The organism is Micrococcus sp. LASM2_SD2, from assembly GCF_057364565.1.
The window spans coordinates 1-5,149 of the sequence record NZ_JBNFOB010000179.1; the positions used below are offsets into that span (position 1 = coordinate 1).

Consider the following 5,149-nt stretch of genomic DNA (forward strand, 5'->3'; position numbering starts at 1 on the left):
CCGTCGTCGTGGTCCGGATCAGGCGGCGGCCGCGGACGCCGCCTCCCGGCCGCCCTCACCTCGGACGGCGGCGAGGTCGCCGAGGCGCTCGGCCTCCTTCGGCCCGGGCTTCATGGCGCGCAGGGCGTTGAGGATGGCCACCACGTCCACGAGCTCCTGGAACAGCGCACCCACCAGGGCCGGAATGGCACCGGTGGCGGCGATGAGCATGAGCACCAGGGACAGGGCGATGCCCAACCAGATCGACTGCTTCGCCACCTGCAGGGTGCGCTGACCGGCGGTGACCGCGACCGCGACCCTGGAGACGTCGTCGGCCAGCAGCACCACGTCCGCGGACTCGGAGGCCGCCGTGGACCCGCGGGCCCCCATGGCCACGCCCACGTCCGCGGCGGCGAGCACCGGGACGTCGTTGACGCCGTCGCCGACCATCATCACCGGGCGGTCCGGGCGCTCCGAGAGCAGGCGCACCTTGTCTGCCGGCAGCAGGTCCGCGTGGACCTCGTCGATGCCCGCCTCACCGGCGATGTGGCGGCCGGTGGCCTCGGCATCGCCGGTGAGCATGAGGACGTGGCGGGCACCGAGCCGGTGCAGGGCCTGCACGGTGGCGGCGGACTCGGGCCGGATGCGGTCGGCAAGCAGCAGGACCCCGGCGAAGTCCCCGTCCACGGCCACGTAGACCGCCGACTGGCCCGGGGCCAGCTCCGCCTGCTCGGTGTCCGGGGCGGCCTCGGCGACGTAGGCGCGCTTGCCCACCACCACGCGGCGGCCGTCGAGGACGGCGACCACGCCGTTCGTGGCCTCCTCCGTGGCGTCCTGCGACGTCGCCAGGTGCAGGCCCCGCTCCTCGGCGGCCGCACGGATGGCGTCGGCCAGCACGTGCACGGAGTACTGCTCGGCCGAGGCGGCCAGGCGCAGCAGCTCGTCCTCGTCGACGCCGGCGGCGGGACGCACTCCGACCAGCTCGGGGCGGCCCGCGGTGAGCGTGCCGGTCTTGTCGAAGCCGACGGTCTGCACCGCGCCGAGCGCCTCGATGGTCCCGCCGGACTTCACGATCACGCCGGACGTGGCGGCGCGGGACATCCCGCCCAGGAACGCCACGGGGGCCGCGATGAGCAGCGGACACGGCGTGGCCACCACGAGGACCTCGGCGAAGCGCACCGGGTCCCCGGCGTACCACCAGGCCAGGCCGGCGATGGCGTAGGCCGCGGCGGTGAACGGCACGGCGTAGCGGTCCGCCAGGCGCACCATCGGGGCACGGGACTCGGCGGCCTGCTTCACCAGGGCGACGATCGCCGCGTACTGGGAGTCGGCGGCGGAGGCGGTGGCCTCGAGCACGAAGGCGCGGGTGCCGTTGAGCGCACCGGACATCACGGCCGAGCCGGTGCGGTGCGTGACGGGCAGGGACTCACCGGTCAGCGAAGACTCGTCCAGGTCCACGGCGACCTCACCGCCGTCCTCGGCGGAGGCCACGGTGCCGTCCACGGGCAGCACCTCGGCGGGGCGGACCAGGAGGCGGTCGCCGGGGCGGACCTCCTCGACCGACACGTCCTCCACCGAGCCGTCCCGGCGCAGACGGTGGGCCCGCTGCGGGGCACGGTCCAGCAGGGCGGACAGGTCCCGCCTGGCGCGGCCGGCGGCGTAGTCCTCCAGGGCCTCGCCGCCGGTGAGCATGAGGCAGACGAGCACGGCGGCGAGATACTCCCCCACCAGCACGGTGGCCACGATCGCCGTGACCGCGAGGATGTCCACCCCCCAGTGGCCGCGCATCAGGTCCTTCACCATGCCGACCGAGGTCCAGGCGGCCACCACGAGCGCGTAGGCGGAGGCGATCCAGCGGGCCGGGTCCTCCGCCCCGGCCAGGTGCAGGCCGAGGGTGAGGACGAAGACGATCAGGGTGGCGACCACCCACGGATACTCACGGACGATGCCGGTGATGCGCTGCATGGCTGCGGGGTCTCCTTGCTCCTCTGGCACCACCCTCTCCCAGGACGCGCCCAGCCGCCACGCAGGTCAGGCTGGCCTTGCCCCGGGGCGGCTCAGGTCCGGCCGACGAACCAGCCGCGCAGCGTCTCCAGGCGCTTCTCCAGCTGCGCCTGGGTGGCCTGCGCCACCGCGGGCCCGCCGGAGATCTCGCGCAGGCGGTTGTGGATCACCCCGTGCGGGGTGGCGGTGCGGGCGGCCCAGGCGGAGACCATCTTGGACAGCTCGGAGCGCAGGTCCTTCAGGCGTCGGTGGTCCACCACGTCCGCCGGCTCGGCACGCTTCGCCCCCGGCTTGCGCTTGAGCTGCTCGGCCTGGCGGGCGCGTAGCAGCTCGGACACCTGGTCCGCGTCCAGCAGTCCCGGGATGCCGAGGAAGTCGAGCTCCTCCTCCGAGCCGACGGCGCCGCCGAGGCCGAACTCGCCGCCGTCGAAGAGGACCTTGTCGAAGCTCGCCTGGGACTCCATCGCCTGGAACTTCTCGCGGTTCAGGGTGTCCGAGGCGGACTCGGCGCGGTTGGCCTCGGCCAGCAGGTCCTCCTCCGGGGCGTCGGCGAGGTCCTCGATCTCCACCTCCTGGCCGGTCTTGCGGTCCAGGGCGTGGTCCCGCTCTACCTCCATCTCGTTGGCCAGCAGCATCAGGTGCGGCACGGACGGCAGGAAGACCGAGGCGACCTCGCCGCGGCGGCGAGAGCGCACGAAGCGGCCCACGGCCTGGGCGAAGAACAGCGGGGTCGAGGTGTTGGTGGCGTAGACGCCCACGCACAGCCGGGGCACGTCCACGCCCTCGGACACCATGCGCACGGCCACCATCCACCGCTCGTCCGACTCGGCGAAGGACTCGATGCGGTCCGAGGCGCCCTTGTCGTCCGAGAGGATGACGGCCGGCCTCTGGCCGGTCAGCGCCTCCAGCTGGGCGGCGTAGGCGCGGGCGTCCTCGTGGTCCGAGGCGATCACCAGGCCGCCGGCGTCCGGGACGTTCCGGCGGACCTCAGTGAGCCGGCGGTCCGCGGCACGCAGCACGGCCGGGATCCACTCGCCCTCCGGGTTCAGCGCGGTGCGCCAGGCGGAGTTGGTGATGTCCTTGGTGGCGGCCTCCCCCAGCTGGGCCTCCATGACGTCACCGGTGGAGGTCTTCCAGCGCATCTGCCCCGAGTACGCCATGAAGATCACGGGGCGCACCACGTGGTCCCGCAGCGCCGGTCCGTAGCCGTAGGTGTAGTCCGCCTTGGACCGGGCGATGCCGTCCGCGCCCTCGGCGTACTCCACGAACGGGATGGTGGCGGTGTCCGAGCGGAACGGGGTGCCGGTCAGGGCGAGGCGGCGGGTGGCGGGCTCGAAGGCCTCCCGGATGCCGTCGCCCCAGCTCAGGGCGTCTCCGCCGTGGTGGATCTCGTCCAGGATCACCAGGGTCTTGGCCGCCTCGGTGCGGTTGCGGTGCAGGATCGGCTTGTTCGCCACCTGCGCGTAGGTCAGCGCCACACCGCGGTACTCGGCGCCGTGACGGCCGTCCGCGTTCTTGAAGTTCGGGTCGATCGCCAGGCCCACGCGGGCGGCGTTGTCCGCCCACTGGCGCTTGAGGTGGTCCGTGGGCGCCACCACGGTGAGGCGTTGCACGGCGCCGGAGTCCATGAGGATCTTCGCCACGCGCAGGGCGAAGGTGGTCTTGCCGGCGCCGGGGGTGGCGACGGCGAGGAAGTCACGGGGTGTCTCGGCGAGGTACTTCTCGAGTGCCTCCTGCTGCCACTGGCGCAGCTTCGGGGCCGTGCCCCAGGCCGCCCGCTCGGGCATGGCCGGGGGAAGGTCCTCGCCGACGTGGAAGAGTGCCGCGGGATCCTGACGATCAGTCATGCGTGCTGCGGATCAGCCCTTGTTCCGGCCGAACCAGCCGCGCTTGCCGCCTCCCGAGCCGCCAGCGCCGCCGTCCTGCGGGTCCCGGAGACCGTCGTAGACCTCCTTGCACTGCGGGCAGACCGGGAACCTCTCCGGGTCCCGGCCGGGCACCCACACCTTGCCGCAGAGGGCGATCACGGGCTCGCCGGTCATGGCGGACTCCATGATCTTCTCCTTGCGCACGTAGTGCGCGAAGCGCTCGTGGTCGCCCGGCTCGATCAGCTGCTCCTGCTCCTGGCGCTCGAGCACGGAGGTGCCGCCGCCGGAGGTGGACAGCGGGTCGGTCTGGGTCGCATCGCCGGGGAGAGTCATGCCGCACATTCTACGACCCTCTCCGGACATGATGCGGAAGGAGGGCTCAAAACCGGGCGACGGCCTGGTACGTCTCGGCCCCGGCCCGGTCCAGCCAGCGGCCGCCGAGGCGCACGCCCAGCCACAGCCCGGCGCCGCCCCAGAGCAGCCCCACGGCGAGGGTGAGCAGTCCCCACAGGGGCGTCGTCCCGGTCACCGCGTAGCCGATCGCCGCCACCGTGATCGGCAGGGTGATCACCAGCGAGAGCAGCATGGAGGCCAGCTGCACCACCATCATGCGCATGCCGCCGCCCTGCGGGGTGGCGAACGGCGAGTCGCCCGGCTTCGGCACCGGGTACACCAGCCGCGCCGAGAGCAGGCTCGCCATGCCCGTCACACACGCCAGCGTGCCCAGTGAGACGCCCAGCAGCGCCGGCAGGTGTTCCCACATCCCGTACACCGCGACCGGTCCCACCGCCCCGGCGAGGGTGGCGGGCACCCCGAGCACGGCCATGCCGAGCACGCGGCCCCAGCGGTCGTCCGTGCCGCTCATTCCGGCGGTGACGTGGTGGTGGAAGGCCGTGTGGTCGTAGGCGACGTCCGCCGAGAGGGCCACCCCCATGGTCCAGCCGATCAGCGGGCCGAGCAGCAGCAGGGTGGGGACCAGCGGCCCGCCCTGCTGCTGGCCGCCGGCGAACCAGAGCAGGACGGCGAACAGCGGCACCACCACGAGCGAGGCCGAATAGCGCGGATCCGTGAACCAGTAGCGCTGGCACCGGGCCGCGATCGCGGTGACCGGTCCCGTGGCGGCACGGCCGCACCAGCGCAGCGGCCGTGCCTCGGCCCTGTCCGCACCGGAGGGACGACGACGGCCGCCCACCTGGGAGACGGGCTCCACCGTGCGCTTCAGGCCCCACGACCACAGGGCCACGGCGGCGGCGAGCCAGCCGACGGCGACGAGCAGATGCGCCGCCGCCAGCGGCCAG

General features: G+C 73.5%; 3 protein-coding genes and 1 pseudogene. All 4 read right to left on the bottom strand.

The features are described from left to right. Positions 1-18: 18 nt before the first annotated feature. Entirely contained in the window at positions 19-1,944 is a 1,926-nt protein-coding gene (locus AC2W7A_RS09315; protein WP_485991119.1) for a heavy metal translocating P-type ATPase, read from the bottom strand. Between the two features lie 92 nt (positions 1,945-2,036). Continuing rightward, on the bottom strand, positions 2,037-3,830 hold the full coding sequence (locus AC2W7A_RS09320) for a DEAD/DEAH box helicase (RefSeq protein ID WP_485991120.1): 1,794 nt from the start codon (positions 3,828-3,830) through the stop codon (positions 2,037-2,039). A gap of 12 nt (positions 3,831-3,842) precedes the next feature. Beyond that, positions 3,843-4,184 (bottom strand): DUF3039 domain-containing protein, encoded by a 342-nt coding sequence (locus tag AC2W7A_RS09325; protein ID WP_485991121.1) that lies wholly within the window; start codon positions 4,182-4,184, stop codon positions 3,843-3,845. A 46-nt stretch (positions 4,185-4,230) separates the two neighbouring features. Continuing rightward, positions 4,231-5,149: pseudogene (locus tag AC2W7A_RS09330) on the bottom strand (Tat (twin-arginine translocation) pathway signal sequence); the annotation flags it as partial.